Here is a 24,551-nt window from a genome sequence, read left to right on the forward strand (position 1 = left end):
GAGGAGCAACCATGTACGAGACGACCTATCATCGCGCCTCCTCGGTCGACGAGGCCGCGGCACTGTTCTCCAAGGGCAGCGAGGCCAAATTCCTTGCCGGCGGTCATACCCTGATCCCGGTGATGAAGCAGCGCCTCGCCTCGCCGTCCGATGTCATCGACATCGGCAAGATCAAGGACCTGATCGGCGTACAGCTCTCGGGCGACACGCTCACAATCAAGGCGGCGACGACCTATTACGACATCATGACCAACGCCGATGTGAAGAAGGCGATCCCGGCGATCGCCCATCTCACCTCCGTGCTGGGCGATCCCGCCGTGCGCGCGCGCGGCACGATCGGCGGCTCGATCGCCAACAACGATCCGGCGGCGGATTTCCCCGCAGCATTGGTCTCGCTCGGCGCCACCGTGAAGACCAACAAGCGGTCGATCTCCGCGGATGATTTCTTCAAGGGCCTGTTCACGACGGCGCTGGAAGACGGCGAGATCATCACCGAGGTGTCGTTCCCGGTGCCGGAGAAGGCTGGCTACGCCAAGATGCGGCATCCAGCGTCGCGCTTCGCGCTGACCGGCGTGTTCGTCACGAAGACCAAGGGCGGCGATGTTCGCGTCGCGGCCACCGGCGCGTCGCAGAGCGGCGTGATGCGCGTGCCGGCGATCGAGGCGGCGCTGAAGGCGAACTGGTCGGCGTCGGCGCTCGATGGCGTGACGGTGTCCGCCTCCGGCTTGCTCAGCGACATCCACGGCTCGGCCGATTACCGCGCCAATCTGGTGAAGGTGATGGCGCAGCGCGCGGTGCAAGCCGCGGGCTGAGTGTCCGGCGCGGATCATTCCGCGCAGCGGCACGACAAATTCCACGGCGCGCAGCAATGCGCGCCGTTTTGCTTTGCGGCATACGGCGCGCTTGCGTTGGTTGGATGCACGCGGGACAATCAACGGATCAGGAAACGCCAGCGACAAGACGCGCAAGGACACAACGACGTGCTCGACAAGACCGCTCCCCACAACCAGACCCGCGCCACCGGCCCGCTGGCAGGATTCCGCATCGTCGAGTTCGCCGGCATCGGACCGGGACCGTTCGCCTGCATGCTGCTGGCTGACATGGGCGCGGAGGTCGTGACGCTGGATCGCGTCGGTGCGCGGAAGAACATGAAGTCGGTCGCGGGGCGCGGCCGCAAGGTGATCGAGCTCGATCTCAAGGACAAGGCGGTCATCGCCGAGGTGCTCGAGTTGCTCACCGGCGCCGATGCGCTCATCGAAGGATTCCGTCCCGGCGTGATGGAGCGGCTCGGGCTCGGCCCTGACGTCGTGCTCGCGCGCAATCCCAAGCTGGTCTATGGCCGCATGACCGGCTGGGGCCAGGAAGGACCGCTGGCGCACGCGGCCGGCCACGACATCAACTACATCTCCATCACCGGCGCGCTCGCCGCGATCGGCCCGAAGGAGCGCCCGGTGCCGCCGCTCAACCTCGTGGGCGATTTCGGCGGTGGCGCGCTCTATCTCGTCGTCGGCGTGCTCGCGGCACTGCTCGAAGCCTCGAAGTCCGGCAAGGGCCAGGTGGTGGACACCGCGATGTGCGACGGCGCCGCCTCGCTGCTCGCGATGTTCTTCGACCTCACCGCGATGGGCCGCTGGACCGAGGGACGCGAGCGCAACTTCCTCGACGGCGGCGCGCATTTCTACGGCGTGTACGAATGCGCCTGCGGCAACTTCATCTCGATCGGCTCGATCGAACCGCAGTTCTACGCATTGCTGCGCCAGCACGCCGACCTCAGTGATCCCGCGTTCGACGCGCAGATGGACCCGCGCGCCTGGCCGGCGCTGAAGGAGAAGCTGGTCGGCGTATTCAAGAGCAAGACGCGCGAGGAGTGGTGCGCGATCATGGAAGGCACCGACATCTGCTTCGCGCCGGTGCTGACCATGTCGGAGGCGCCGCAGCACGCCCACATGGCTGCGCGCGGCGTGTTCGTCGAGCGCCACGGCGTGACGCAACCGGCGCCCGCGCCGCGATTCTCGCGCACGCCGTCGACCATCCGCGAGCCGGAGGCCGCGGAGATCGGCGCGCTCGTGAGCGCGTGGAAGGCGGGGCGGTAAGTTCTCGATCGGACCGCCCCTCTTCCTACTCCGCCGCTTCGACCTTCAGCACGCCGCGGCGGATCTGGTCTTCCTCAATCGACTCGAAGAGCGCCTTGAAGTTGCCTTCGCCGAAACCGTCGTCGCCCTTGCGTTGGATGAACTCGAAGAAGATCGGGCCAATCGCATTGGCCGAGAAGATCTGCAGCAGCACCTTGGTCTGGCCGCCATCGACGACGCCCTCGCCGTCGATCAGGATGCCGTTGCGCTTCAGCCGCGCGACGTCCTCGCCGTGCTTCGGCAGCCTGTGATCGATGCGCTCGAAATAGGTGTCGGGTGGCGACGGCATGAACGGCAGGCCTGAGGTGCGCAGGCCTTCGACAGTCGCGTAGATATCGCGCGCGCCGCAGGCGATGTGCTGGATGCCCTCGCCGCGATACGTCTTCAGATATTCCTCGATCTGCCCGGAATCACCGGCGTCCTCGTTGATGGGAATCCGGATCTTGCCGTCGGGGCTGGTCAGCGCGCGGGAGAACAGGCCGGAGGCACGGCCCTCGATGTCGAAGAAGCGGATCTGGCGGAAGTTGAACAGCTTTTCGTAGAACCCCGCCCACACATTCATGCGGCCGCGATGCACGTTGTGGGTCAAGTGATCGATGTAGTAGAGGCCGGAGCCCGCCGGACGCCGATCGCGCGCGCCGGTCCACTCGAACTCCAGATCATAGGCCGAGCCTTTGGCGCCGTAACGATCGACCAGATACAGCAAGCTGCCGCCGATGCCTTTGAGCGCGGGCACGTCGAGCGTCTTCTGCGCCGACGGCAGATCGGCGGGCTCGGCGCCGAGCGCAATTGCCCGCGCATAGGCCTTCTTCGCGTCGACGACGCGGAACGCCATCGACGGCGCGCACGGGCCGTGCGCGGCGACGAAGTCGTGGCCGTGGCTGCCAGGCTCCTCGTTCACGAGATAATTGATGTCGCCCTGGCGATACAGCGTGATCGCCTTGGTGTTGTGGCGCGCGACGGCGGCAAAGCCCATCAGCTTGAAAAGGGCATGCAGTTCGCCCGCGTCGGGATGGGCATATTCGACGAACTCGAAGCCATCCGTTCCCATCGGGTTGTCGGCGGTGACGGTGGCAGGCGGCGCATCGTGCGGAAACGGACCCATGGGCGGCAGCTCCTTCAGCTTGACCCAGGGATCATCGCCTGAATTCCGCGCATGGAGCGTGCAAACCATTGTCATTTCCGCCTGGATGTGCACGATCTGTGCATGACCAGAGGATCCGGCGCATGATTTCGGTCGACAGCTTCGACATCAAGATCCTGGCTGCCCTCCAGGACGATGGCCGGCTGACCAACCAGGAGCTCGCCGATCTCGCTGGGCTCTCCGCCTCGCAATGCTCGCGACGGCGGATGCGGCTGGAGGAGGACGGCGTCATCGCCGGCTATCGTGCTCAGTTGGCAAGCCAAGCGCTTGGCTTCGAGCTGATCGCCTTCATCCAGATCACCCTGGCGACGCATTCGCCGGACAACGCGCAAAAATTTCGCGCGCTGGTCAACCGGGTCGACGATATCCAGGAGGCCTATGCGCTCACCGGCGACTCCGATTATCTGCTCAAGGTCGTGCTGCGCGACCTCAAGAGTCTCTCCGACATCGTCAACAATGTGCTGATGCCGCATCAGAGCGTGGCGCATGTGCGCTCCTCGATCGTGCTCGACCGGCTGAAGGAGAGCGCCAAGCTGCCGCTGGCATCGCTCCCCTCAAGCTGACCCCCATGGCGCGAATCGAGGGAACTTCGGCATTCACCCTCTCACCGGCATTTGCGACAGTCGTCTCACTCAAGGTTTGCGAGGCGACCATGGCGTTGCAGCTTCGGCCCAATTGCGAGTCCTGCGACAAGGACCTGCCACCCTCCGCGATCGACGCGCGGATCTGCTCGTATGAATGCACCTTCTGCGCGGAGTGCGTGGAGACGAAGCTGTTCAACGTCTGCCCGAACTGCGGGGGCGGCTTTGCAGCCAGACCAATCCGCCCTGCGCGGGAGTGGCGAGCGGGCGTCTGCACGGCCAAGCAGGTGCCGTCCGACAAGCGCGTGCATCTGAAGTACGCGGTAGAAGACGTCGCCGCGTTTGTGGCTGGCGTGAAAGATGTCGCGCCGGAAAATCGCTGACCTCTCTCTTCGTCATTGCGAGCGCAGCGAAGCAATCCAGAGCTGCGCGCGCGACTCTGGATTGCTTCGCTACGTTCGCAATGACGCCTACCCTGCCGCAACTATCGTGCCCTCCACCTCGCCGAAGCCGACGCGATAGCCCTGACCTTGGCACCAGCCGCGCATCACGAGCGAGTCGCCGTCCTCCAGGAACGTGCGCTTTGCGCCGCCTGCGAGCTCGACCGGTTCGGTGCCGTTCCAGCTGATCTCGAGCAGGCTGCCGCGCTGGTGCTTCTCGGGGCCGGAGATGGTGCCGCTGCCGAGGAGATCGCCAACGCTCATGGCGCAGCCTGATGAGGCGTGGTGCATCAGCTGCTGAACGCTCGACCAGTACATGTATTTGAAGTTGGTCTGTGAGATGTTCTGAGCGGCATTGCCGCCTGACGCTCGCAGGGCGACCTCGAGCGCAAGATCGTAGTTCTGCGCTTTCTTCTGCTGCAGATAGGGCAACGGCGTCGGATCCTGCTCCGGCCCGGAGACGCGGAACGGCTCCAGCGCTTCTCGCGTCACCACCCACGGGCTGATCGAGGTCACGAACGCCTTGGACTGGAACGGGCCGAGCGGGACGTATTCCCATTGCTGGATGTCGCGCGCGCTCCAGTCGTTGAGCAGCACGAAGCCGAAGATCATCGCCTCCGCCTGCGCCTCGCTCAGCATCTCGCCGAGCGGCGAGGACTGGCCGATGACCACGCCCATCTCCAGCTCGAAATCGAGCCGCTTGCACGGGCCGAAGCTCGGCACGTCGGCGGTCGGAAGCTTGAGCTGGCCCCGCGGCCGGCGCACCTTCGTGCCCGACACCACGACGGTCGACGCACGGCCGTTGTAGCCGATCGGCATGTGCAGCCAGTTCGGCTGCAGCGCGTTGTCCTTGCCGCGGAACATCACGCCGACATTCGTGGCGTGCTCCTTCGACGAATAGAAGTCGGTGTAGCCGGCGACGTGGAACGGCAGGTGCAGCGTCACGTCCTGGCGCGGCAGCAGCGCGCGGCTGCGCAGCGGCTTGTCGTCGCGCAGCCGCGGATTGTCATCGCGGAGCAGCGCGCTGATCGCCGCACGCGTCTTCGACCACACGGCGGGGCCGAGCGCCATGAAGGCGTTGAGCGAGGGTTGCGCGAAGACCTCATAGGCGGGTGCGAGATCGAGCAGGCCTTCGCCTTCGAGCACCGCGAGATCGAGCACGAACTCGCCGATGGCGACGCCGACGCGCGGCTTCGGCGAGTCCGCGGCGGAGAACACGCCGTAGGGCAGGTTCTGGATCGGGAAGTCGGACGACGGATCGACCGGGATGAAGGAGCGGAGCGAGGAATCGTTGGGGTGGGGCAATATGCTTCTCCAAACCAGGTCGTCATGCCCGGGCTTGACCCGGGCATCCACGTCTCACCGGGCGGAACAAGATCGTGGATGGCCGGGTCAAGCCCGGCCATGACGGTGTTGACATCATTGGCTCTAAGGCCGGTTCGGATCGAAGCGCCTTTCCAGTCCGTTCCAACAATCCGCGTAGTCCGGCTGCAATGTCCCGGACTCCGCGGCGTGCTTCGTGATCCGCTGCGGGAACCGGGTCTCGAACATGAAGGCCATGGTCCCCGTGAGCTTCACCGGCTTCAATTCGCCATTGCTGGCGTGATCGAACGCCTCGCGATCCGGGCCGTGCGGCAGCATGCAATTGTGCAGGCTCATGCCGCCGGGCACGAAGCCTTGCGGCTTGGCGTCGTAGACGCCGTAGATCAAGCCCATGAACTCCGACATGATATTCATGTGATACCACGGCGGGCGGAAGGTGTTGTCGGCCACCATCCAGCGCTCGGGGAAGATCACGAAGTCGATGTTGGCGGTGCCGGCGGTCTCCGACGGCGAGGTCAGCACGGTGAAGATCGACGGATCGGGATGATCGAAGCCGATGGCGCCGACCGGGGAGAAGGTGCGCAGATCGTATTTGTAGGGCGCGAAATTGCCGTGCCAGGCGACGACGTCGATCGGCGAATGTCCGAGTTCGGTCTTGAACAGCGCGCCGCCCCACTTCACGTAGAGCTCGGAAGGCCCGTCCTTGTCCTCGTAGGAGGCGACCGGCGTCAGGAAGTCGCGGGCGTTGGCGAGGCAATTGGCGCCGATCGGGCCGCGCTCGGGCAGGGTAAAGGCGCCACCGTAGTTTTCGCAGAGATAACCACGCGCCGGTCCCGCCGGAATCTCGACCCGGAATTTCACGCCGCGCGGGATCACGACGATCTCGCCCGGCTCGGCATCGATGCGGCCGAACTCGGTGACGAACAGCAGGCGCCCCTGTTGCAGCACGAACATCAGCTCGCCGTCGGCATTGTAGAAATGCTGGTCGACCATCGACTTGGTGATGACATAGACATGCGTCGCCATGCCGGCCTGCGTCGCGGCATCACCGGCCGTGGTCATCGTCTGCACGCCCTGCAGGAACGTTACCTCGCCGGACGGCAGCGGCGTCGGGTCCCAGCGCAACTGCTGCACCGTGATCTCCTGCTCGTGGCAGGGCGCGGTGCGCCACAGCCCGGCGTCGACTTTCGTGAAGCGACCGGAGTGCTTCACGGAGGGACGGATGCGATAGAGCCAGGAGCGCTCGTTCGAGCCGCGCGGCGCGGTGAACGGCGAGCCGGAGAGCTGCTCGGCATAGAGCCCATAGGCGCAGCGCTGCGGCGAGTTGCGGCCGATCGGCAGCGCGCCGGGCAGCGCCTCGGTCTCGAACGAATTGCCGAAGCCGGACATGTAGCCCGGCGTGACCTGCCCGGTCGCGCGGCTGAGCTGGTCAGGCGATGTGTTGATGTTCATCATCCTTCTCCTTGCAGGCGGGCCCACATCTCGCGATCGCGCTCGGCGGTCCAGATCACGGGATCGTCGATGCCGCTGGCTTCGTCATAGGCGCGCGATACGTTGAACGGCAGGCAGTGCTCGTAGATGGCGAAGCTCGAGAACTTCGGGTCCATGACCTCGCGCGTCGCCGCCATCGATTCCTTGAGGCTGCGCCCCTTGGCCACCGACGTCTCAGCAGCGCCGTACAGTGAGGTCACGAAATCGCGGGTCATCGCGATGGCCTCTCGCACCGTCGACTCGCCCTTCAGCGCGTCGCCGCGGCCGGGCGCGATCGCCTTGGGATTGAAGTCGCGGATCTCGTTCAAGGTCGACGGCCATTCGCGCAAATAGGCGTCACCGCAATAGCAGGCCGAGTGGTACTCGATGAGATCGCCAGAGAACATCACCTCGGCGTCCGGCACCCAGGCGACGATGTCGCCGGAGGTGTGGCCGGCGCCGAGCTGGATCAGTTGCACCTCGCGCTTGCCGAGATGGATGGTCATCTCGCCCTCAAACGTGAGCGTCGGCCAGGTCAGGCCGGGAATGCTCTCGGCATCCTGGAACAGCCGAGGGAAGCGGCCGTATTCGGAATCCCAATCCTGCTGGCCGCGCTCGACGATCAGCCGATGCGTCTCCTGCGAGGCGACGATGCCCTGCGCATGATACGCCGAGGCGCCGAGCACGCGCACGGCGTGGTAATGCGAGAGCACGACATATTTGATCGGCCTGTCGGTCACCGCCTTGACGCGCTCGATCACCTTGTTGGCCATCGCCGGCGTCGCCTGCGCGTCGAACACGATGCAGCCGTCGTCGCCGACGATGACCGCCGAGTTCGGATCGCCCTCCGCCGTGAAGGCATAGAGATCCGGGCCGATCTCGGAGAAGGTGACCTTCTTCTCGGCCATATCAGTGGTGGATGCGAAACCTTTCGCCATCAGTTCATTCCCTCGTCGGCAGCTATTGCTGCTGTTGTTGCTGTTGCTGGCTCGCGTCGATCATGCGCCGCTTGGCGAGCGTGATCGCCTCGCGCAACACGGTGATGTCGCCGATGTGATTGGCGAGGATCAGGACCAGCGCCGCATCGAGATCGGCGCTGTCCTGTTCCGAGAGGCCGCGATGCGCCTCGACGATGGCGCGGAAGGCGTCATCGGGCTTGGCGAAGTTGGAGGCGGTGGAGAGGGCCATCGTCGCTTCCTCAGTTCAGACCGGAGGCGCGCGCCACGGCGGCCGCGATGTCGGCGCGCGTTGCATGCCGGAAGCGCGCCGCGACGTAGCCGTCCGGGCGCAGTAGATAGGAGGTGCCCGGTTCGGCGCCGTAGCGCTTGCCGGCATATCCTTCCGCATCGGCGAAGCCGTCGCCGCCGATCCTGATGACGCCGACGTCAGCGGGCGCGTCGATCGCCTCGCCATTGGCGAACGACAGCAATGTAAAGTGTCGACCCTCCGCATTGAACGCGTCGGTGAGGTGAAGGTGCCTGCCATCGGCCACCTTCAGCGGCGCATCCAGCATCGACGTGCCCGGACAAGGTCCGCCAGCCCACGCCTCGGCATCAGTCGTCGACAGCGGCGTCTCATACACCGACGGCACCGACAGACGGCCGCCATTGACCATGCGCTTGCCGAACTCGGTCTCCTTGGCAAGCGACAGCACCGCCTTGCGCAGCCGCGCCTCCTGGGCGGTGACCGGAGCCATGAAGTCGGTCGACCGCGTCGATTCTCGGATGTTCTCGTCCGCGGCGGCACTGCGCTCGATGTGATAGGTTTCGAGCAATTGCGAGGGCGAGGCGCCGCGCAGCACGCGGTCGAGCTTCCATGCGAGGTTCTCCGCGTCCTCGAGGCCGGAGTTGGCGCCGCGCGCGCCGAACGGCGACACCTGATGCGCGGAATCGCCGGCGAAGATCACGCGGCCATGGAGGAAGCGCTCCATGCGGCGGCACTGGAACTTGTACAGCGAGATCCATTCGAACTCGAACTTGTCGTGGCCGAGCATGCGCGCGATGCGCGGACGCACGTTCTCCGGCTGCTTCTCGACCTGAGGGTCACAATCCGGCGTGAGCTGCAGATCGATGCGCCAGACATCGTCGGGCTGGCGATGGAGCAGCGCCGAGCGGCCGGCGTGGAACGGCGGATCGAACCAGAACCAGCGCTCGGTCGGAAACGCCGCCGTCATCTTGACGTCGGCGATCAGGAACTGATCCTCGAACACCTTTCCGGAGAAGCCGGCCCCGACCATCTGGCGCAGCGACGAGCGGGCACCGTCGCAGGCGATCACATATTGTGCCGACAACCGATAGGCTCCATCCGGCGTCTCGATCGTCAGCACCGCGCGATCGTTGCGCTGCTCCAGCGCCGTCACCTTGTTGCGCCAGCGCAGCGAAATCCCCGGCAATTCGTTGACGCGGTCGACCAGATAGCTCTCTGCATAGAACTGCTGCAGGTTGATGAAGGCTGGACGCTTGTGCCCTGGCTCCGGCAGCAGGTTGAACTGATAGAGCTCCGACGGGCCGTGGAAGATGCGGCCGACATTCCAGACCACGCCCTTGTCGACCATGCGGTCGCCGACGCCGAGCCGGTCCCAATAGTCCAGCGAGCGCTTGGAGAAGCAGATCGCGCGCGAGCCCTCGCCGATGCGGTCGGCGTCATCGAGCACCACGACGGCATGACCGCGCTGCGCGAGATCGATCGCGAATGACAGACCGACGGGACCAGCGCCCACCACGACGACCGGATGCTCGGCCGGCGCCGCCTCATCCTGATCGCGGTGGCGATGATAGCCGAACTGAACTTTTGCCTGGCTCGTGCTTGGCCCGGGACTGGCTTGCACCATGGCGCGTTTCTGCCCTGCTCGTTGTGTCGCTTGGGTTGATCGTTCGATCTTTTGACATTTCCTCTGATGAGACCGACGGGCCATCTTGCCAGATAGTCTCATCTGCAACTATTCTACACCGGACGGCCTCGGCGGCGTCAACTCAAAAATCGGAGCGCGCGCGTGGCGAACCCATCACCTGCGGAGTCCCGGCGTCCGGCGAAGGGCGCCAATGGCGGTCAGAATGCCGCAGCGCCGCAGGAGGCGGAGCGGCTCGACCTGTTCAAGTTCGCGCCGTTTCGGCTCAACCGTCTGGCGGCGGAGGTGAGCGCGGCGCTCGCCAGCGAGTATCGCGAGCGCTACGGCCTCGACATCCCCGAATGGCGCGTGCTGGCGACGCTCGGCTTCCGCCGCGAGGCCTGCAGCGCGCAATATGTCGCGGCCTGTACGCGGACGCATAAATCGACCATCAGCCGCGCGGTGACGTCGCTGCTGGAACGGCGGCTGATCGAGCGCGTCGAGAATGCCGACGACCGCCGCGAATTCCGGCTGCGGCTGACGCGCAAGGGCAAGACGCTGTATGAGGAGCTGATCCCCCGGCTGCAGCAGCGCGAGCGCGAGATCATGGCGTGCCTGTCGGTGGACGAGCGCAAGGTGTTCGACCGGCTGATCGGCAAGATCGAGGCGAGTTTGGATTTGATCCAGACGAGCGAGGAAGCGGACGCCAAGCAGGCGTATTAGTTGGGGCTTCGTAGGGTGGGCAAAGCGCCGCCAGAGGCGGCGTGTGCCCACCATTCTTCGCCGAACGACCGCGGTGGGCACGGCGCGCGACAGTACGACTCACAACGGGCACCTCCCAGGCGCCTTTGCCCACCCTACGGCGGATGAATGCGCCGACAAATCTCGCCACTGTCATTGCGAGAAGCGAAGCGACGAAGCAATCCAGAGCCGCATCCTGAGCCCCTGGATTGCTTCGCTGCGCTCGCAATGACGGCTGTTGAGAGACGGTGCTGTCACAACAAACACCGTCGTCATCCCGGCGAACGCCGGGATCCATAGCCACAGGGAGGAGTTCGAGGCAGGCGCGCCGTTGATATTTCGCGTCTCATATCGGCTGCGGCGTATGGGTCCCGGATCGGCGCCGCGATGCGCTGCGCGCGTCGCGGCTTGTCCGGGAGAGTGGGGCGGATTCACGGTTCAAACAACGAGGAGCGGTGAGAGAACAGATCGCTATAAATAAGAGACATACGTGCGCAGTCTCGCGGCCGACACAGCCCGAGTCATGCGCTCCGTTCGTCCCTCGCAAACATGCAGAGGGCGCAGGGAATGCCGGGTGAGGGCCTCACCCATGGCCCGCCTGCGGAAAAGAATGCAGGCGGCAGGTACCACAGGCAAAGCCGGACACGCCGGCATTCCCTGCGCGACGGGCTTCCGGCTGCTTCGCGATCTCCCCGGTGCGCCGGCTTGTTGGCCACCGTTTCGCGACAATGCGCTTGCGCGCATTGCGCGGACCTCAGCTTCGGGAGGCCAGGACCACGCGACTTGACCGTCCGCAAACGCTCGTTCGTCGGCACATCCGAACAGGACATGCTGCGAGCTCTCGCGGCCATCGCATCCCCGCCTCGCGTGTCGTGACGATCGCGCGCAACGCCCCTCTGCGGTGAGGCGGGATGGGCCGAGATAATCATGAATTCCGAAAAATAGCAAGATGATTATTTTTTGCGGAAGCTTCCGCGAGCGGGCTCTTCCTCCTCACCCTGAGGAGCCCGCCCGCAGGCGGGCGTCTCGAAGGGCGAGGCCCGGACCTTGGCCTCATGATTCGAGACGCGTCGCAAGAGCGACGCTCCTCACCATGAGGATCTGGCACCCAAGGCGGTCCTGCACACCGACCATGAACACGCCGCGAGGCGTGTTCATGGAGAGGATTGAGAGCAGAAGGCAGCGCCGCAACGTCCCGGACGAGTTGCTCGTGAAGTGAGCAAGATGTTGCCGGGCACACGGCGCTCATCTGCTTCGATCAGCTCACGTCGCCGCCGACCGCCGGCGCTCCTCCGCGACGTCCACCGCCTCAACGGCCTCACCGCGCCAGTCCAATATCTCCATCGCCAGGACGGGATGGTTGAAGCCCTTCAGATGCAGATCATCGATCGGGCGGGCGTCGACGGAGGTCTCGACCACGCCATACACCCGCCGCGATGCGATCACCTGGCCGGCCTTGGCGGCGTCGCAGAGGCGCGAGGCGAGGTTGGTGACGCTGCCGATGGCGGCGTATTCGAGCCGGTTCTCGAAGCCGACTTGGCCGAGCGTGGCGTAGCCGACCGCGATGCCGACGCCAAACCCTAAGCTGTGGCCGCGATTTTTCCAGCGCTCTGTCAGCCCGCCGATCTCCTCGCGCATCTCCAGCGCCATTTTCACCGCGCGCGTGGTGTGGTCCTCGAACGGGATCGGCGCGTTGAACAGGATCATCACGCCGTCGCCGGCATAGCGGTCGAGCGTGCCTTCATATTTGAAGATCAGCTTGCCGAGCGCGGCGTGGTATTCGCGCAGCACGTTCATCGCCTCTTCGGGCTCGGTCGTCTCGGTGAACGCCGTGAAGCCGCGCAGATCGCAGAACACGACGGTGACCTCGCGGCGATGGCTTTCCAGCAGCGCGTCGTGGCCATCGGACGAGGCGATGATCTGCGCCACCTGCGGCGCCAGGAAGCGCTCCAGCCTACGAATGCGCTCGATCTCGGCGAGCTGCGTCTCGACGCGATCCTCCAGCGACTTGTTCCACTCCCTTAGCTGCTCGGTCTGCTCGGTGAGCTTCTCCGCCTGCTGCTGGACGGTGGCGTGGGTCAGCGCCAGCTCGCGGCCCTTCTGGTCGACCTCGGTGAACAGCCGCGCATTGCGCATCGCCAGCACGGCCTGGTTGGCGAAGGTGCGCATCAGGCCGATGAGGTTCGGCCGGAAGGCGCCGGCTGAGCGCCGCAACACGACCAGCGCGCCGAGCACGCCCTGCTGATCGACCAGCGGCGTGAACAGCACGGCATGGAAGCCGGCGGCGACCGCCACGTCGCGCAGCGGATGCTCCGGCGCGCTATCGAGCTCGGCGATCGCGATCGGCTCGCCGCTGCGCACGGACTCCGACAGCAGGCTGGTCTGTTCGTCGAGCACAGCATGCGCGCCGGCCTGATCGACGCCCTTGGCCTCGACCAGCCGGAAGCGGCGCTCGCCGGCATCGTAGGAATAGATCAGAACGGCGTCGGCCGCGGTGATCTCCAGCGCGCGCGCCGCCACCGTCGGCAGCACGGCGTTGAGGTCGAGCGAGGACGCGACCGCGCGGCCGACCTCCTCCAGCACCTTGAGCTCGTTGATCGACTGCGCGAGATCGCGGGTGCGCTCCTCGACCTTGGCTTCCAGCACGGCATAGGACTGCGCGAGCTGGCCGGCCATGCTGTTGAACTGGTCGGCGAGCTCCTCCAGCTCGTCATGCGTCTTCACCTCGATGCGCTGCTCGAAATCGCCGGCGCCGAGCCGGCGCGCGCCGGCGCGCAGCGCCGTGATCGGCACGAGCATGCGGCGGGCGAGCAGCGAGCCGGCAAAGATCGCCACCGCCAGGCCGAGCGCGATCAAGAGCGCGCCGCGCAGCAGCTGATCGCGGATCGGCGCCAGCGCATGCGCGGTGGATTGCTCGAAGAACACGACCCAGCCGAGCTTCGGCAAGGTCGCAGCCGCCGTCAGCACGGAACGCCCGTCGCTGTCGGTGCCGGACGCCAACGGCTCGCCGTCCGGCGTCAGCACGGCGGCGACCTGCGGCAGCTTGGCGAGATCCTGGCCGACCGCCGGCCCCTTCGCCGAGCTCGCCAGCACCAGGCCCTTGGGATCGACGACATAGGCGATGCCGACCTTGCCGACCTGCGCCTCGCTCATGAAGTCTTCGAGGAAGTCGAGATCGATGTCGGCCACCGTCACGCCGGCATTGAAGCCGGAATGCGCGACCGAGATCGACATCATCGGCTGCGCACCCTTGAAGGTCACGGCCGAGAAATTGCTGCCATGGGTGACCGTGTCGGTGAAGCGCAGATCGCGGGAGAGATCATTGCCCGACGAGAACGCGATCGCCGTGCGGGAGACGCGGAGCTGCTCGCGGCCCTGGCCGTCGAGCTGATAGAGCTGCCGCACCGCCGGGGCCTGACTCAACAGCTGCACGTAATCGGCGCGGCGCAGCTCCAGCGTGTTGGCGCTGGCGCGGGTCACCCAGCTGATCTGGCGTTGCAGGTCGGAGACCGCCTGGTCGATGCGCCGAGCGCTCGCATCGGCCTTCTCGGCCATCGCGGCGGTGAGGCTCGCCTTGGTGGACTGATAGCTGATCCAGGTTTCGGTCGCGCCGTTCACCGCCAGGACGAACACCACGAGTCCGACCAGCGACGTCACATATTTGGCGAACAGGCCCTGCCGCAGCGACCAGCCTCTGTTCTCGACCCCGTTCATCCAGACCTCTCGCGCGGCATCGCCGAGGTGCGACCTCGGATGGGCGCGTCCGCCGCCGTCCTTACGGCTGCGATACAGCAGAGGCGGGCCTCTCATGCGCCGAGACGCTCCGCCATCGACATCCGTTTAGCACAGAATGCGGTGCAGTACGGCGGCGATGCGGGAGCCACCCACATCCGGCGATGATGGCTCAAATGGCGGCCGGCATCCTCCTCCAAATGGAGGAGGCGAGCCAGATAATCGGCCTCATGTTACCGATTGAAGATGCGCTTCAGCACGTCATTCATCGGCTGGCTGTCCGTCGGGCCGTCCTGCGGGGCTGCTGGCGGAGTCCCGCCCGCCGAGGCGCCCTGGCCGGCATCCGCCGGAGGTGGCGCCGGCGCGGCCTGGGGAGCCTGGAGCAGCGGAGCCGCGCCTTCGCCCGGGTTGAGCGTCCGGCCACGGCTTCGCGCCGGCGGCTGCGTCCCCTGCTGCAAGCCTTGCTGAATGAGACTGCCGATGGCCGCGCCGAGGTCGCCGCCAAGCAGGTCGGATGACCCGGCAGCCGGAGCCTGCCCGTTCGGTGTCGACGGCGCCGCGTTGGGCACCGCGCCGCCGCTACCGGACGTCGCGCTTCCGATCAGGCCACCGATGCCGTTGATCAGATTGTTGAGCCCGGCGCCGTCCTTGCCGAACAGGCCCTGCCCCATCTGCTTGAGCTTGGCATAGGCCGCATCGGGATTGTCGAGGATGCCGGCCATGTCGGGATAGAATCGCGGCTGGCTCCAGGGGCCGTCGATCACGACGGGGATGCCGAGGCCGATGGGATCGGCGATCCGGCCCTGCCCTTCGGTGGTCAGCACGAGCTTCGGCTCGACGCGCATCGCGAGCGCGCGGTTGCCGAGATCGATCGTGCCGGCGCCGGTCACCTTCACCAGCGGCCCGATCAAATTGAGGTCGCTGGTCACCGCCTGGCCGCGCTCGACCTGGAACGAGGCCGAGAGCTGGGTGAGATCGGTGGTCAGCTCCTTGGAGTCCTGCCAGCCGGACAGCGGATTGGTCGTCAGCGAGCGGATCATCTGGGCGACGTTGATGCCGCGGATCGCGCCATCCTGGAACAGCAGGAAGGCCGAGCCGCTGAGATTGCTCATGATCGCCTGCTGGCTGGCGCCGCTGGAGCGCAGCGCGAGCTTGCCCTGCAGCCGCGCATCGAGCTTGTCGAAATCAGCGAGGCTCGACAGCAGCGGCAGCGCCTGGAGCCCGACGAGATCGCCGTGCATCGCATAGGCCGGATTGCCGGTGGAGGCATCGACCACGAGCTCGCCGCTGACCTGCCCGCCATAGGCGCCGAGATTGGTGACGGTCGCCTTCAGCAGGCCGCCCGCCAGCGAGGCCTCGAGATCCAGCGGCCCGAGGCGCGCCCCGGCGAGACCGACATCGGTCGCCGACAGCTTCACGCGCGCATCCACATAGTTCAGGCCGCGCAGATCGATCGCGGCCGTGCTCCATCCGGAGGTCCGCGACGAGGTCTGCGCCGCAGCGCCCGGAAGGTCCAGCCGGCGGACGTCGAGGTCGACCTTCACCAGCGGCTTGCTGGCGAGATCGACCGAGGCCCAGCCGTTGAAGTCGCCGCCGCCGAGCGTGCCGCTGAGGCCGTTGATCATCACCAGCGGTCCGTTCAACCTGATGTCGGCGCGGCCGGCCAGCACGCCGGAGAATGCGCTGGCCATGCCGATCTTGAAATCGACCGGCACGGTCTGGCGATCGACCGGCAGCGCCGGCGCCGCCGCGGTGATGTCGAAGGTGAGCGGACGGTCGCCGGCCCGCGCCGTGCCGTCGATCCTGATCTTGCCGTCATCGTTCAGCGACGCCGTCGCGGCGATCGCTTCGAGGCGGTTTTCGACGCGGTCGCGCGGGTTGGAGAGAATGACGGCGCCGTCCTTGACCGTGACGCTGGTGATCCGGACCGGCGCGGCCTCCGGCTTCGCCGCGGCGCGGTTGCGCGGCGGATTGTCGCGCAGCCGTTCACGCAGCAGCGGCAGATAGAGCGTCGGCTTGTCGATGACGATCTCTTCGATCTCGGGCCGGCCGGACCACAGGCTCGACAGCGTCATGCCGGCCTGCAGCTTGGCGATCGTCAGCCGGTTGTTGCCGTCCTTGTCCTTCGGATCCTGCAAGGTGACGTCGCTCAGCGTCGCCTGCAGCGACGGCCACAGGCTGACGCTCGCCGAGCCCGCAATGGTCAATTTATAGCCGGTGTCGCGCTCGACGCGGTCCTGGATCGCCACCGTCAGGAAGCTCGCCGGAAGTCCAAAGGCGAGCGCGAGTGCGAGCACGACGAGGACGGCGCCAAGCAAACCGCCTGCGATCTTCACTGCTTTCATATCGATGTCCCAAGCGCGACGGCGAGCGGTCTCCACGGGTTAGCATGCGGCAACGCCGACCCGGTTCAATCTGAATTTTTCCCGGAACGAAGATCGCCCTGGGAGCGACCAACCTAGTCGTAAGCCCATGCGCCGTTATGTGACTTGGGACACACTTCCGCCAGCGCGGAGTCTGTAACTGGGGCCCTGAAACCACCGCCGAAGGTATAGTGATGAGCAAGCAGGCCGAATTTGCGGTCATTCTGAAGATGAACCCGATGTTCGCGGATCTCGGATCCGACGAGCTGCAGCGCATCTCGGCCCTGTGCCACACCCAGCATCTCTCGGCGGGCGAGGTGTTGTTCCAGAAGGGCGATCCCGGCAATGCGCTGTTCGGCGTCCGCCGCGGCCAGATCCGCATCGAGACCGGCGCCACCGACGGCTCCCGGCTCACGCTCAACTTCATGGGATCAGGCGATCTGTTCGGCGAAGTCGCCGTGCTCGACGGCCAGGAGCGCACCGCCGACGCCACCGCGGGCGAGGCAACCGAGCTGTTCGTGCTGCGACGTGAGGATTTCCTCAGCTTCCTCGAGCGCGAGCCCAAGGTCGCGATCAAGATCATCCAGCTGTTGTGCCAGCGCATCCGCTGGCAGAGCGAGCGGATGGAGGAATCGGTGCTGCAGCCGCTGCCGATCCGGCTGGCGCGGCGACTCTGCGCGCTGGCGGAGGATTTCGGCTCCGAGGTGCACATCTCGCAGGAGCAGCTCGGCGTGTTCGTCGGCGCCGCGCGCGAGAGCGTCAACCGCCAGCTCCAGACCTGGCGCAAGGACAAGATCCTCGACCTGCAGCGCGGCCGCATCCTGCTGCATGACCTGACCAAGCTGAACACGATCGCGCGGAACGATTAGACGGGCCGCATCAGGAAGCCCCACGTCCCCTCGCCCTGATTAAGGCCAAACCGGGCCCATCGCGTGGTGCGACCGGCCGGTCGTGCATCGTTTCGTATCGGCGCCGGCCAAACATGATCGCAATTGGGCCACCGCACCTCACAATTTGCGACATGAACTCTTTTTAACAATTCTAACCGAATGAGTTCGGCATCGAAAGCGCCGTCCGCCTGCGCGTGTGATGGGGCGCGTCGTGCCGGAGCAACCTGGTTGGAAGCGAATTCATGAGTCTTGCGTTGCCGGCGATCGGGATCGAGACGAGCGGCTCGATGGCCCGCTGGCGTCGAGGTCTTTCGATCTGGATCGATGCCGTCGAGGACGGCTGGGCGGTGCCGCTGCTGATCGCAGGCTTCGTCGCGATCTGGATGGTGTATTTCTCCATCGCCTATGTCGGCGGCGATCTGCACCAGGACGTGATCGAGACCTGGTCGCTCGGCCGCAGCTTCGACTGGGGCTCGACCAAGCATCCGCCCTTGATGGGCTGGGCCGCGCGGGCCTGGACAACAGTCTTTCCGCTCACGAACTGGTCGTTCAACCTGCTGGCGCTGACCAATGCGGCGGTCGGATTGTGGGCCGTCGACCGCATCACGCAACGCTTCGCGCGCGGCGACAAGCGCATCATCGTGCTGCTGTTGCTGATGGTGCTGCCGGTCTATCAGCTGCACGCGCAGCGCTTCAACGCCAACGCGGTGCTGCTGTCGAGCTGGCCGCTCGCGACCTGGTGCTTCCTGCGCTCGTTCGAGACCCGCCGCGCTGGCTGGGCCGTCGCCGCCGGCCTGACCGCGGCGCTCGCCATGCTCGGCAAGTATTACTCGATCTTCCTGATCGCGAGCTTCGCCATCGCCGCGCTGTGTCACCCCGAGCGGAAGCGCTATTTCAGCTCGCAGGCGCCGTGGATCGCGGCGCTGACGGGGCTCGTCGCGCTGGCCCCTCATTTGGTCTGGCTGGCCATGACCGGCGCGCAGCCGTTCTCGCACGCGATCGCGCATCACACCGGCAAGACCAGTGCTGCCGCGCTGATCGAAGGCGGCGGCTTCCTGCTCGCAATGTCCGGGATCGCCGGCATCCCCGGCCTGATCTGGCTGGCCATGGCGCGGCCGCGTCCGGCCCGCGTGCTCAACGACGCGCTCAGCCTCGCGCCGGGACTGCGTCTGCTGGCAGTGATCAGCATCGGCACTGTGATCCTCCCCGCGCTGGTCTCGGCGATCTTCGGCACCGACATGCCGCCGCTATGGGGCTTGCAGGGTGTGTTCCTGTTCGTCGTGGTCATCGTCTGCGGCGCGAGCTACCAGGCTCCGCGGGAGCTGACGGTCAACCTCGCCGCGATCGCAATCGCCATCGCGATCTTTGCCGCCGTCGTCGTGGCGCCGTTGCATGCGCTGTACCGGAACTATGTGCCGCTCAACGAGGGCCGCAACTTCTATCAGCCGGCCGTGACCGAGCTCGACCGGCTCTGGCGGAACGCAACCGATAGCCCGCTCCGGGCGGTGGGCGGCGACGATGGCCTCGCTTTCGCGGCCGCGTTCTACGGCGCCGATCATCCGCAATATGACATGGGCCTCGTGCATCCGCGTGAGCTGATGCCCGCCGGCGACGTGCGGCGCCCGGAGGGCTGGGCGGCGCTGTGCTACGACGGCGACATCTCGTGCGTTGCCGGCATGGAGGCTGCGGCTGCGCGGACCGGACATTCGGTCCGCGTCGACTTCACGCTGCGGACCAATTTGTTCGGCTGGCAGGGCGCGAGCCAAGGCTTCGTCGCGCTGATCGTGCCGCCCGAGGCCAGCCCGCCGGCACAGACCGCGCCGGGCATTGCCGACGAGCTCAGTTCGCGGCGGCGGCTGCCATCAGCCGCAAACTAATTCCCCGCACGATTATTCTGCGCAGCGCAAGGGCCGAGCCCTAGGGCTTCGGCTCTTGCGCCGCCGGCACGTGGTCGGCATGCGGCACGGCCTCGGCGTCGGAGGAGACGATCAGCCTGCGGCCGAGCCGCGCGAACAGCGAGCCGACGTCGTCCATCACCAGGAACATCGCTGGCACGAACAGCAGCGACAGCACGGTCGAGAACACTAGGCCGCCGATCACCGCCAGCGCCATCGGCGAGCGGAATTCGCCGCCGGCGCCGACCGCGAGCGCGCTCGGCATCATGCCGGCGACCATCGCGATCGTGGTCATCACGATCGGCCGCGCCCGCTTCATGCCGGCGTCGATGATCGCCTCATCGCGTTTGGTGCCGGCATGGATCGCCTCGACCGCGAACTCCACCAGCATGATCGCGTTCTTGGTCACGATGCCCATCAGCATCATCATGCCGATATAGACCGGGATCGTCAGCTGCTTGCCGGTCAGGATCAACGCGCCGATGGCGCCGCCGATCGACAGCGGCAGCGAGAACAGGATCGTGATCGGCTGCAGGAAGGTGCCGAACAGCAGCACCAGCACCGCATAGACGATCATCAGGCCGGCGGTGATCGCGGTAATGAACCCGGAGGCGAGCTCGTTGATGCTCTCGGCATCGTCGGACGGGATCAGCTTGACGCTCGCCGGCATGCTCTTGCGGACCGGCAGATCGTCGATCTGCTTGGTCGCATCGCCGAGGGCGCCAAGGCCGACGAGATCCGCCGACACCGTGGCCTGCCGGCCGCGATCGTAGCGGCTGATGCTGGTCGGCCCCTGGTCGAGCTTGATGTCGGCGACGACCGCCAGCGGCACGCCGCCCTTCTCGCCGTACTGGCCGAGCGGCACGCGCAACTGTTCGAGCGTCTTCACGTCGCTGCGCGCGGCGTCCTCGAGCTGCACCCGGATCGGGACCAGGCGGCCGCCGACATCGTATTTGGCAAGCGCCGGCCCGACGTCGCCGATGGTGGCGACGCGAATGGTCTGTGACAGGCTTTCCGTCGAGACGCCAAGGCGTGCAGCCAGATCCGCGCGCGGCTGCACCCGCAGTTCCGGCCGGTCCAGCGAGGTGTCCGACACCACGTTGGAGATGATCGGAATCCGCTTCATCTGCGACGCCAGCTCGCTGGCGACATTGTCGACCAGCTTGGGGTCGGGCCCCGTCAGCACCAGCTTGATCGCGCGCAGGCCGTTCTCGTCCGTGAACCAGAAGCGGATGTCGGGAATCGTCTCGAGATCCCTGGTGATCGCGAGCTCGAGATCCTTCTGGGTGATCTTGCGCTCGGTCTTGGGCGTGTAGTTCACGATCATCCCGGCGCGGCGGACCTCCATCGCCCCCTGCAGCCGGCCGCCGTCGACGAACACGCTGCGCACCTCCGGCCGCTTGCGCAGCCGCGCCACGATGTCCTCGGTGACCTTCTCGGTGTAGGCGAGCTGCGCGCCGGGCGGCAACTCGATCGCGAGCAGCGAGCGGGCGGCGTCCTGGGCGGGCAGGAAGCCCTTCGACAGCAGGGTCCAGCTCCAGATCGAGCCCGCGAAGATGCCGATGCCGACCAGGATCGTGACGTAGTAGTGCCTCACCGACCAGGTCACGATGCGATGATACGCCCGCAGGATGAAGCCGGGTGGCGGATCCTCGTGATCGTGATGCTTCATGAAATAGGCCGCCAGCATCGGCGTGACGAAGCGCGCCGCCAGCAGCGAGAAGAACACCTGCACCGAGACGGTGATGCCGAACTGCTTGAAGAACTGGCCGGCGATGCCCGACATAAAGCTTGCGGGTGCGAAGATCGCGATGATGGTGAGGCTGATCGCGATCACGGCGAGGCCGATCTCGTCGGCGGCGTCGAGCGCGGCGCGATAAGGCGACTTGCCCATGCGCATGTGGCGCACGATGTTCTCGATCTCGACGATGGCGTCGTCGACGAGAATGCCGGTCGACAGCGTGATCGCCAGGAACGAGACCATGTTCAGCGAGAAGCCGAGGATGTCCATCGCCCAGAACGCCGGGAAGATCGACAGCGGCAGCGAGATCGCGGCGATGATCGTCGCGCGGAGGTCGCGCAGGAACAACAGCACGATGACGACGGCGAGGATCGCACCTTCGAAGAGGGTCGAGATCGCCGCGTCATAGTTGCCCTTGGTGAACTCGACCGACGTGTCGATGAGCTTCAGTTCGACATCGGGATGGGCGGCCTTGACCTGGTCGATGCGCTTCTGCACGGCGGCCGCGACGACCACGTCGCTGGCGCCCTTGGCGCGCTTGATGCCGAGCGCGACCACCGGCTCGCCGTTGAAGCGCGCGAAGGTGCGGCGGTCGGCGATGGTGTCGGTGACCGTACCGAGATCGGCGAGCCGGACCTCACCGCCGCCGAACAGCGGGATCATGGTGTTGGACAGCTCGTTGAGCGTCTTGGCGCCGGCGAGCGTGCGGATCGCCTGGTCGTTCTTGCCGATCTCGGCGCGGCCGCCGGCCACGTCGACATTGGTGCCGCGCAGGCTCTGGCTGACATTGACGGCGGTCAGGCCCATCGCCTGCAGCCGGTCGGGATCGAGCGACACCAGGATCTCGCGCTCGACACCGCCGATGCGCTCGACCTGGCTGACGCCGCGGACGCCCTGCAGCTCGCGCTTGACCACGTCGTCGACGAAGAACGACAGCTGCTCCGGCGTCTTGCCCGGCGAGATCGCCGCATAAGTCACGATCGGCAGGCCGATCTTGTCGACGCGCGAGATCAGGGGCTCGGTGACGTTCTGCGGCAGGTCGGAGCGCACCCGCGTCACGGCGTCCTTGACGTCGTTGATGGCGCGGTCGGTGTTGGTCTCGAGCGCGAAGGTGATGGTGGTGACCGACAGGCCGTCGGTGATCAGCGACTGGATGTGACGGGCGCCTTCGACGCCGGAGACGCCGTCCTCGATGATCTTGGTAACCTGCGATTCGAGCTCGGACGGCGCCGCGCCGAATTGCGCCACCGCCACCGAGATCACCGGGATGTCGGCGTTAGGCAGCCGCGTCACCGCGAGCTTGGTGAAGCTCATCCATCCCAGCACCAGCAGGATGATCGAAAAGAGGATCGAGGGCAGCGGGTTCCGGATCGACCATGCCGAGATATTCAGTGCCATCAGCGTACCCGCGTGCGATCGATGTCTTCGGCGAACATGGTCTTGATCTGGTCGCCGTCATGCAGCGAGCTGCCGGCGTCGGCCACGACGACCTCGCCCTCGGCAAGGCCTTCGAGAATTTCGGTCGACGTATCCGACACCAGCCCGACCCGGACACGGCGGGTCTCGACCACATCGCCCTTCACGACCTGGACGGTGAGATGATCGATCGCCGTGTTGGGAATGGCGACACCGCAGCTGCGCCGGGCGTCGATATTGGCGCGCGCGAACATGCCGGGCTTGAGCGTCGGCGTGCTGGACAGCGCGATGCGGACATGGCCGAGCTGCGTGGTGCGGTCGACCTGGGGCGACACGACGCGCACCCTGCCGTTAAGATCAGGCGTGTTGTCGCGGCTGATCCGCGCAGGCACGCCCGGCGCAAGCTTCAGCAGATGGATGCTCGGCACCTCGGCATCGAGCTCGAGCTCGTTGTTGACGGCGATGCGGAACATCGGGCCGGCCTGCGGCGAGGCCGGCGCGCCGACGATGGTGCGGACCTCGGTGACCAGACCGGAGGCGGGCGCACGCAGCGACACCGGCCGGCCGGCCGCAGCCGCCGGCGCGCCCGGTTGCGGCGGCGGCGGTGTCAGCCGCGCGAGCTCCTGGTTCTCGGTGACGGTGTCACCTTCCTTCACCAGAACGTCGGTGACGCGCGATCCCTCCTGATCGGCGCCGATCACAGCCTCGCGGCGCGGCACGACGAAGCCGGTGACCCGGACGAGATCCGAGAAGCACGCCTTGCCGGCCTTGGTGACGAGCACCTGGGCCTGCATGCGCGGCTCCTCGGCCGCCTCATGCGGGCGGTGCTCGTACCAGTAATAGCCCGCGAACAAAGCGACGAAGACAATCGCCGTGGCTGCGGTTTTGAGGGATTTCGGCAGCTTCATCGGCGGACAGATCCGGTCGGCGCGAGGTGCGGTGTAACGAGGGGGCGGAGGCTCCGACGGAGATGGCGCTGATCGGCCCGACAAGACGATGCGCCCCGCAGGCCTGCGAGACGCATCCGGTCAGTTCGATCTGCTGCCACGCGGCCCCCGACGGCGGTTGTGCAGAGGCGGAGCTACTTGGCCGCCGCCGTCTTGCTCTGCATGTTGACGACCTGCACGCGGCGGTTCACCTCGGCCAGCGGCTGGGCCGGATCCTTCAGCTTGCTCTTGCCATAGCCCACGGTGACGAGGTCCGCGCCTGCGATGCCGAACTTGTCGACCAGGTAGCGCTTGATCGAATCGGCGCGGCGCTCCGACAGGTCCTGATTATAGGCGTCGGCGCCGGCGGCATCGGTGTGGCCGGCGACCACGAAGGTCGAACCCTTCAGCTCGGGGCTGGTCAGCGCACGGCCGAGCGCCTGCACCGAGGCCATCGACTTCTGGCTGATATTGGCGGAGTTGTAGTCGAAGGTGATCTCGAGATCGATGTTCGGCTTGGTCTGGGCGACCGCCGCGATCTCCTCGCGCTCCGCCGTCGACAGCGATCGCGTCGCGCGGCCGCGGATGCTCTGCAGGAACTTGTCCTGCGCCGGAGTGACCGCAGGCGCAGCCTCTGTTTGCGGCGACATAGACAGTCCACGGGTCAGCGGCTTCTTCGGACCGGCCAGCGCGCGGACGATCTGATCCTCGGTCACGTCCTCGGCCGCGAACGCCGTGGTGGCGCTCAGCGTGGCCGCTGCAGTCAGCATCGTGGCGACCAGGAGGCCGGTCAGCCCGCCGGCCTTGCTCGGATTCGTCTTCGGTGCGGTCATTGCCAATCCCTCCTCGCGCGCAAAACTCACGCGAACTCATGTCCCGCCTCATCGCGAACGCCCGCGCGATGTCGGCTGTTCGCGGTTATGTCGGTCC

General features: G+C 66.4%; 18 protein-coding genes. 7 read left to right on the top strand and 11 right to left on the bottom strand.

Features of this window, described 5'->3' with window-relative positions:
* The first annotated feature begins 11 nt into the window (after positions 1-11).
* Together BRAD285_RS31920 and BRAD285_RS31925 are read left to right on the top strand one after the other, a co-directional pair.
* A complete protein-coding gene (locus tag BRAD285_RS31920; RefSeq protein ID WP_006612055.1) occupies positions 12-812 on the top strand; it encodes a xanthine dehydrogenase family protein subunit M in 801 nt (266 codons plus the stop codon).
* 168 nt (positions 813-980) lie between these two features.
* The gene (locus tag BRAD285_RS31925) at positions 981-2,093 is read left to right on the top strand and encodes a CaiB/BaiF CoA-transferase family protein (RefSeq protein ID WP_006612056.1); all 1,113 of its coding nucleotides are present in this window, start codon (positions 981-983) and stop codon (positions 2,091-2,093) included.
* 25 nt (positions 2,094-2,118) lie between these two features.
* On the opposite strand, the gene hppD is transcribed toward BRAD285_RS31925, so the two are convergent.
* Positions 2,119-3,237, bottom strand: coding sequence for a 4-hydroxyphenylpyruvate dioxygenase (gene hppD / locus BRAD285_RS31930; protein WP_006612057.1), 1,119 nt, complete (start codon positions 3,235-3,237; stop codon positions 2,119-2,121).
* A 122-nt stretch (positions 3,238-3,359) separates the two neighbouring features.
* Between hppD and BRAD285_RS31935 the strand changes: the two genes are divergently transcribed.
* Positions 3,360-3,839, top strand: coding sequence for an Lrp/AsnC family transcriptional regulator (locus BRAD285_RS31935; RefSeq protein ID WP_006612058.1), 480 nt, complete (start codon positions 3,360-3,362; stop codon positions 3,837-3,839).
* A gap of 89 nt (positions 3,840-3,928) precedes the next feature.
* Positions 3,929-4,240, top strand: a complete 312-nt coding sequence (locus BRAD285_RS31940) for a DUF1272 domain-containing protein (RefSeq protein WP_006612059.1) — start codon at positions 3,929-3,931, stop codon at positions 4,238-4,240.
* Positions 4,241-4,327: 87 nt separating this feature from the next.
* Here the strand turns inward: BRAD285_RS31940 and fahA are convergent, their stop codons facing one another.
* The 5 genes from fahA to BRAD285_RS31965 all read right to left on the bottom strand — a co-directional run bounded on the left by fahA (position 4,328) and on the right by BRAD285_RS31965 (position 9,920).
* Positions 4,328-5,602, bottom strand: a complete 1,275-nt coding sequence (fahA, locus tag BRAD285_RS31945) for a fumarylacetoacetase (RefSeq protein ID WP_006612060.1) — start codon at positions 5,600-5,602, stop codon at positions 4,328-4,330.
* A gap of 123 nt (positions 5,603-5,725) precedes the next feature.
* Positions 5,726-7,072, bottom strand: coding sequence for a homogentisate 1,2-dioxygenase (hmgA, locus tag BRAD285_RS31950; RefSeq protein ID WP_035646462.1), 1,347 nt, complete (start codon positions 7,070-7,072; stop codon positions 5,726-5,728).
* Positions 7,072-8,028 carry an MBL fold metallo-hydrolase gene (locus tag BRAD285_RS31955; protein ID WP_006612062.1) on the bottom strand — a complete coding sequence of 319 codons (957 nt, stop codon included), beginning with the start codon at positions 8,026-8,028 and terminating at the stop codon, positions 7,072-7,074. Before BRAD285_RS31955 ends, hmgA begins: the two co-directional genes overlap by 1 nt.
* 22 nt (positions 8,029-8,050) lie before the next feature.
* Positions 8,051-8,278, bottom strand: a complete 228-nt coding sequence (locus tag BRAD285_RS31960) for a DUF2783 domain-containing protein (RefSeq protein ID WP_006612063.1) — start codon at positions 8,276-8,278, stop codon at positions 8,051-8,053.
* Between the two features lie 10 nt (positions 8,279-8,288).
* Positions 8,289-9,920: an FAD-dependent oxidoreductase gene (locus tag BRAD285_RS31965; protein ID WP_006612064.1), complete on the bottom strand. Its 1,632-nt coding sequence runs from the start codon at positions 9,918-9,920 to the stop codon at positions 8,289-8,291.
* A gap of 162 nt (positions 9,921-10,082) precedes the next feature.
* Between BRAD285_RS31965 and BRAD285_RS31970 the strand changes: the two genes are divergently transcribed.
* A complete protein-coding gene (locus BRAD285_RS31970; RefSeq protein WP_006612065.1) occupies positions 10,083-10,640 on the top strand; it encodes a MarR family winged helix-turn-helix transcriptional regulator in 558 nt (185 codons plus the stop codon).
* 1,281 nt (positions 10,641-11,921) lie between these two features.
* Here BRAD285_RS31970 and BRAD285_RS31980 read toward each other — a convergent pair.
* Positions 11,922-14,372 (bottom strand): adenylate/guanylate cyclase domain-containing protein, encoded by a 2,451-nt coding sequence (locus tag BRAD285_RS31980; RefSeq protein WP_006612066.1) that lies wholly within the window; start codon positions 14,370-14,372, stop codon positions 11,922-11,924.
* A 251-nt stretch (positions 14,373-14,623) separates the two neighbouring features.
* Positions 14,624-16,735 carry an AsmA family protein gene (locus tag BRAD285_RS31985; RefSeq protein ID WP_006612067.1) on the bottom strand — a complete coding sequence of 704 codons (2,112 nt, stop codon included), beginning with the start codon at positions 16,733-16,735 and terminating at the stop codon, positions 14,624-14,626.
* A 212-nt stretch (positions 16,736-16,947) separates the two neighbouring features.
* Here BRAD285_RS31985 and BRAD285_RS31990 point away from each other — a divergent pair, with 212 nt between their 5' ends.
* Together BRAD285_RS31990 and BRAD285_RS31995 are read left to right on the top strand one after the other, a co-directional pair.
* Positions 16,948-17,622 carry a Crp/Fnr family transcriptional regulator gene (locus BRAD285_RS31990; protein WP_035646464.1) on the top strand — a complete coding sequence of 225 codons (675 nt, stop codon included), beginning with the start codon at positions 16,948-16,950 and terminating at the stop codon, positions 17,620-17,622.
* 263 nt (positions 17,623-17,885) lie between these two features.
* On the top strand, positions 17,886-19,520 hold the full coding sequence (locus tag BRAD285_RS31995; RefSeq protein ID WP_006612069.1) for a glycosyltransferase family 39 protein: 1,635 nt from the start codon (positions 17,886-17,888) through the stop codon (positions 19,518-19,520).
* 40 nt (positions 19,521-19,560) lie between these two features.
* On the opposite strand, the gene BRAD285_RS32000 is transcribed toward BRAD285_RS31995, so the two are convergent.
* From BRAD285_RS32000 to BRAD285_RS32010, 3 genes are all read right to left on the bottom strand, one after another.
* Positions 19,561-22,677: an efflux RND transporter permease subunit gene (locus BRAD285_RS32000; RefSeq protein WP_006612070.1), complete on the bottom strand. Its 3,117-nt coding sequence runs from the start codon at positions 22,675-22,677 to the stop codon at positions 19,561-19,563.
* Positions 22,677-23,603, bottom strand: coding sequence for an efflux RND transporter periplasmic adaptor subunit (locus tag BRAD285_RS32005; RefSeq protein WP_006612071.1), 927 nt, complete (start codon positions 23,601-23,603; stop codon positions 22,677-22,679). The genes BRAD285_RS32000 and BRAD285_RS32005 overlap by 1 nt, the downstream gene beginning before the upstream one ends.
* 173 nt (positions 23,604-23,776) lie before the next feature.
* On the bottom strand, positions 23,777-24,454 hold the full coding sequence (locus BRAD285_RS32010; RefSeq protein WP_006612072.1) for an OmpA family protein: 678 nt from the start codon (positions 24,452-24,454) through the stop codon (positions 23,777-23,779).
* Positions 24,455-24,551 lie beyond the last annotated feature (97 nt).

It is taken from the genome of Bradyrhizobium sp. ORS 285 (assembly GCF_900176205.1).
Classification (GTDB): Bacteria; Pseudomonadota; Alphaproteobacteria; order Rhizobiales; family Xanthobacteraceae; genus Bradyrhizobium.

Excerpts from the sequence above, each read along its gene's own strand:
- BRAD285_RS31920 (WP_006612055.1), top strand. The coding sequence starts at position 12 with ATGTACGAGACGACCTATCATCGCGCCTCCTCGGTCGACGAGGCCGCG.
- hppD (WP_006612057.1), bottom strand. The coding sequence starts at position 3,237 with ATGGGTCCGTTTCCGCACGATGCGCCGCCTGCCACCGTCACCGCCGAC.
- BRAD285_RS31935 (WP_006612058.1), top strand. The coding sequence starts at position 3,360 with ATGATTTCGGTCGACAGCTTCGACATCAAGATCCTGGCTGCCCTCCAG.
- BRAD285_RS31940 (WP_006612059.1), top strand. The coding sequence starts at position 3,929 with ATGGCGTTGCAGCTTCGGCCCAATTGCGAGTCCTGCGACAAGGACCTG.
- hmgA (WP_035646462.1), bottom strand. The coding sequence starts at position 7,072 with ATGAACATCAACACATCGCCTGACCAGCTCAGCCGCGCGACCGGGCAG.
- BRAD285_RS31955 (WP_006612062.1), bottom strand. The coding sequence starts at position 8,028 with ATGGCGAAAGGTTTCGCATCCACCACTGATATGGCCGAGAAGAAGGTC.
- BRAD285_RS31960 (WP_006612063.1), bottom strand. The coding sequence starts at position 8,278 with ATGGCCCTCTCCACCGCCTCCAACTTCGCCAAGCCCGATGACGCCTTC.
- BRAD285_RS31965 (WP_006612064.1), bottom strand. The coding sequence starts at position 9,920 with ATGGTGCAAGCCAGTCCCGGGCCAAGCACGAGCCAGGCAAAAGTTCAG.
- BRAD285_RS31980 (WP_006612066.1), bottom strand. The coding sequence starts at position 14,372 with ATGAACGGGGTCGAGAACAGAGGCTGGTCGCTGCGGCAGGGCCTGTTC.
- BRAD285_RS31985 (WP_006612067.1), bottom strand. The coding sequence starts at position 16,735 with ATGAAAGCAGTGAAGATCGCAGGCGGTTTGCTTGGCGCCGTCCTCGTC.
- BRAD285_RS31990 (WP_035646464.1), top strand. The coding sequence starts at position 16,948 with ATGAGCAAGCAGGCCGAATTTGCGGTCATTCTGAAGATGAACCCGATG.
- BRAD285_RS31995 (WP_006612069.1), top strand. The coding sequence starts at position 17,886 with ATGAGTCTTGCGTTGCCGGCGATCGGGATCGAGACGAGCGGCTCGATG.
- BRAD285_RS32000 (WP_006612070.1), bottom strand. The coding sequence starts at position 22,677 with ATGGCACTGAATATCTCGGCATGGTCGATCCGGAACCCGCTGCCCTCG.
- BRAD285_RS32005 (WP_006612071.1), bottom strand. The coding sequence starts at position 23,603 with ATGAAGCTGCCGAAATCCCTCAAAACCGCAGCCACGGCGATTGTCTTC.
- BRAD285_RS32010 (WP_006612072.1), bottom strand. The coding sequence starts at position 24,454 with ATGACCGCACCGAAGACGAATCCGAGCAAGGCCGGCGGGCTGACCGGC.